The 3,931-nt window shown below is 64.9% G+C and carries 1 protein-coding gene and 1 pseudogene; both read right to left on the bottom strand.

The features are described from left to right. Window positions 1–61: 61 nt before the first annotated feature. A pseudogene (locus tag QZV94_RS15665) lies at window positions 62–2,059 on the bottom strand (efflux RND transporter permease subunit); the annotation flags it as partial. Between the two features lie 31 nt (window positions 2,060–2,090). Further along, window positions 2,091–3,188, bottom strand: coding sequence for an efflux RND transporter periplasmic adaptor subunit (locus tag QZV94_RS15660; RefSeq protein WP_293678839.1), 1,098 nt, complete (start codon window positions 3,186–3,188; stop codon window positions 2,091–2,093). Between the last annotated feature and the right edge of the window lie 743 nt (window positions 3,189–3,931).

The following is a 3,931-nucleotide window of genomic DNA, read 5'->3' as shown; positions in this document are numbered from 1 at the left end:
TGAAGCTCGTGCGGACATCCGCAAAGTGCGCATCGCTGCGCATCAAGCCCATCAGCCGCGTCGCATACGCTTCAACCGCAGGCAAATCGCTTCCCTTTACGACGAGTTCGATCGCCGACTGGCCTATGCCGCCTCCGGAAACCCACGGCACTTCGGCGGCGGCAATCTCGGTCGCCTCTGGGACCGCACGGGCGAGCGCAGCCCGCGCGTCGTCCATCACGGCCTCCTGATGGCGGCTGCGCCCACCCTTGGGCGTGAGACCGACATACACATCGAGCAGGTTTGAGCGCTGTTGGCTGCCGGCCCCCACGGTGACGAACGCCAGCGTGACGTCCGGCACGGCGCGCAGCGCGGCGTCCAACCGCCGCGCTGCCGCTTGCGCGTCCGCGATGCCGGTGCCCAGCGGCAGCTTGATGCTGACAAGGAATTCACTGCGATCTGTAGTGGACATGAACGTCGTGGGCACCTGCAAGGCCACCCAACCGCCTAGCAGGATGCTGACCGCAGCCCCGCCGAGCACGCGGAAGCGGCGCCGCATGGCCCATATGACGAGCCTTGCGTAACCCGCCTCAATCCGACGGTGGACCTGCTCGATGGCCTGCATCCACCCAGCGCCATGATCGCCAGCCCGGAGCAGGCGCGACGCGAGCATGGGCGTGAGCGTGAGGGCCACCAACAGCGACACGCTCACGGAGAAGACAATGGCCAGGCCGTACTGAAAGAAGAAGCGCCCGACGATGCCTTCCATGAAGGCGATTGGCACGAAGACCGCCAGCGTCGCGAACGTGCCGGCAAGCACAGCGAGCGCCACACGGCGCGTGGCGGCGGCGGCAGCGATCCTGGGGTCGGCGCCGCGATCGATGTCGCGCTGGATAGCTTCTGCGACGACGATTGCGTCGTCTACGAGCAGGCCGATCGCGACGGTCAACGCCAGCAGCGTCATGGTGTTGAGCGTAAATCCGAAAACGCTGAAGGCCAGGAACGTCGCAATCAGCGAGGTCGGAATGGCGAGGGCCACGATGAGGGTCGCGCGCCAGCTCAGGAGGAAGAGAAAGGTGATCGCCACCACCAAGAGGATTGCGATCGCCAGGTCGACCATAACGTCGTTGATCGAGGCTTCGATGAACCGCGAGGTGTCGCGTGCAACCACCATCTTGATGCCGGCTGGTGCATCGGCGGCCAGCCGCTCGATCTCGGCCCGGACCGCATGCGCCACCTCGACGGTATTTCTCCCCGACTGTCGTCTCACCTCGAGCGCTACGCCTGGACGGCCGTTGAGCTGAGCGTAGCTCCGCTCGTCCTCGACCCCATCTTCTACGCGTGCGACGTCGCCGACCCTCGTCGCGGCGCCGTTGGGCTGTGGAGTCACTACTAGTGAAGCGAATTCCTGTGGCGTACGCGCCTCAGCCAGGGTGCGTGCGCCAAGTTCCCTTGCGCGGCCGGCGATCTCGAGCCGCCCGCCCGGCAACTCGGCGTTCTCAGCACGCAGAGCGCGAGCGACGTCGTCGGCGGTAACGCCGTAGGCGCGCATGCGGTCGGCATCGAGCCAGGCGCGCATCTGCCGCTCTCGACCGCCGACCAGACCGACCGACCCGACGCCCGGCAACCGCTGCAAGGCCTCTTTGATAACCTCGTCGGCATACGTGGTGATCTCGCGCACAGGCCGGTCGCCCGACAGCATCACCGACACGATGGGCGCGGCGTCTGGGTCCACCTTTTCGACGACGGGGGGATCGGCGTCCGCGGGAAGGTCCCGCAGCGCGATGTTGACCTTGTCGCGCACCTCCTGGGCTTTGACGTCGGCGTTTTCCTCGAGTTCGAACTCGATGAACACTTGGCTCAGCCCTTCGGCGCTTACCGAGCGCAGTTGGCGGATGCCTGAGATGGTGTTGAGTTGTTCCTCCAAGACGTCGGAAACCTCGGTCTCGATGGTGCCAGGAGCCGCACCCTCCAACGTCGTCGTCACGGCGACGTACGGGAATTCCACGCGAGGAAAGAGGTCGACGCCCAGTCGTCCGAACGAGACCAGCCCGAGCACCACGAGCGCGCCGATGACCATCGTCGCGAAGACCGGGCGTCGGATTGAGACGTCAACGAGCCACATGGCCGCTGACCCTGTTGTCGGCCGCGGCCAGGACGACACGAGCACCGTGCGTCAGAGCCGATGGGGGGCTCACGACAACCTGCTCGCCAGCAACAATGCCATCGATCACCCGCACGCGGTTCAGATCTATATCGGCGGTGCGAACTGGGCGGCGCTCGACTACCCCCCCCTTGGCGACGAAGGCGTATCTCTGCCCATCGTCGCCCGCGAGAGTGGTCCTCGGCAGCACCACCGCCTGCAGAGCCTTCGGCGTGATCTCGGCGCGGACCGAGACGCCGGTCTTGATCCCATAGTTCTCGTTGCGCACCGGAAGCCGGGCTTCAACCGTGCGCGTCTGCGGGTCGACACGATCGTTGATGATCGCAACGTAGCTCGGCTGGGGCTCCGACACCCCCTCAATGAACAACCTGGCCGGCAGATTGAGCCTGAGGTCTCCGGCCCGCGCTTCGGGAACGGCGACAATGGCGGCGACGATGCGCAGCTCTTGAAGCTGGAGCGCCGCAGACTGGCCGCCCATCGGCAAGCGACTTGTCAGAAAGACGCCTTCATCAACGAGGCGGCTGGTCACCACCCCATCAAACGGCGCACGAACCACCGTGTCATTGAGCGCTTGGCGCGCGGTGCCGAGCACGGCGCGGGCTTGGCCACGTTGCGCACGCGCCACGTCCCTCGCCGCCAGCGCATCCTCGAGCCGCGCCGCCGCGGCGTAGCCGCGCTGGTTCAACTCGGCAACTCGTGCGTAGGCGCGCTCCGCTTGCTCGACCTGCGCTCGCGCAAGTTCGACTGCTGCCTCGGCTTCGGTCACACGCCGCGCGAAATCCGCCTGCCGGATGCGGAAGAGCGGCTGACCTTTTCGCACGCGATCCCCCACCGATACGAAGATTCGGTCCACCGGACCCTCGACAAGCGCCCCGATGTTGCTCGTCTGAAGCGCCGCCATCGTGCCTGAGACGATGATCGGCGCCGCGATAGCCTCCGCCCGCGCCTCGACAAGTTCTACCTGCGTCGGCGCGGGGGCGGTTCCGACCTGCGCTGTAGTTGTCAGCGGGGTTGGGTCGCCTTCTCCGCAGCCGGCGACGAGCATCGCAGCCGTGAGCGTAGTAAACAACGCGGCCCGATTTGACGTCGTGTTCGTGCGGCTAGGCGCCGTAGCGGGTGGGTGGCGCCACCGGCGACGGGCGCACCAGCGCTCTCGCGAACGGTCGTGTCGTCGATGCATAGGTGCCAGCCTAACTTACCACCTGCCAGCGCATCCTGAGGCGAGTCGCTGTCCTGGCTGCCGATGTGAGACACACGCGCCAATGGAGGTCTTTGTGATCTAAACCAAACGCCCCGCCCTCTGTAATTCCGGTTACAATAATCGGCTTTGGCTCGCGGTCAATTGGCGTAATCCGACGGCCAGCGTCAGTGGGGCAAAATACCCCGCCCTGCGGCCGTGTAGAACACTTCGGGCGCTCTTCGCAGGAGGACGCTTCTCCTTGTGAATAAGATAGTTGGCGCGGTGCGAAGGTCCGCTCTCGCTGCTCCGTTTTCCATCTACTTCAATCGCGAGGCCGCATGCGGATGTCGGTAATTGGGGCAGCGGGCGCGTGTATGGAAAGCTACTGCAAGGTGGGCGCTAGATCCCCATGCAGAACTGCGAGCGCACTTATGCCTAAAGCTGCAGTGTGGCTTTGTCGACACGTATCTCAAGTTCAAGCCTGTTCGCTGGACCACAGTGTATTGACAGTCATAGTTTATACGCCGACGCTTCGCGCCAAGAAACTGTTTCGCTGAAAACAGTTCGCTCCGGAGGGAAAAAAGTGATAATTTCGCGCGACATACGCC

Source organism: uncultured Phenylobacterium sp. (genome assembly GCF_902826855.1).
In the GTDB taxonomy this organism is placed as follows: Bacteria; Pseudomonadota; Alphaproteobacteria; order Caulobacterales; family Caulobacteraceae; genus Phenylobacterium.
The sequence above is the reverse complement of the archived record's forward strand: the minus strand, read 5'-3'. Positions and strand labels throughout refer to the sequence as shown.

Excerpts from the sequence above, each read along its gene's own strand:
- QZV94_RS15660 (WP_293678839.1), bottom strand. The coding sequence starts at position 3,188 with ATGCTCGTCGCCGGCTGCGGAGAAGGCGACCCAACCCCGCTGACAACT.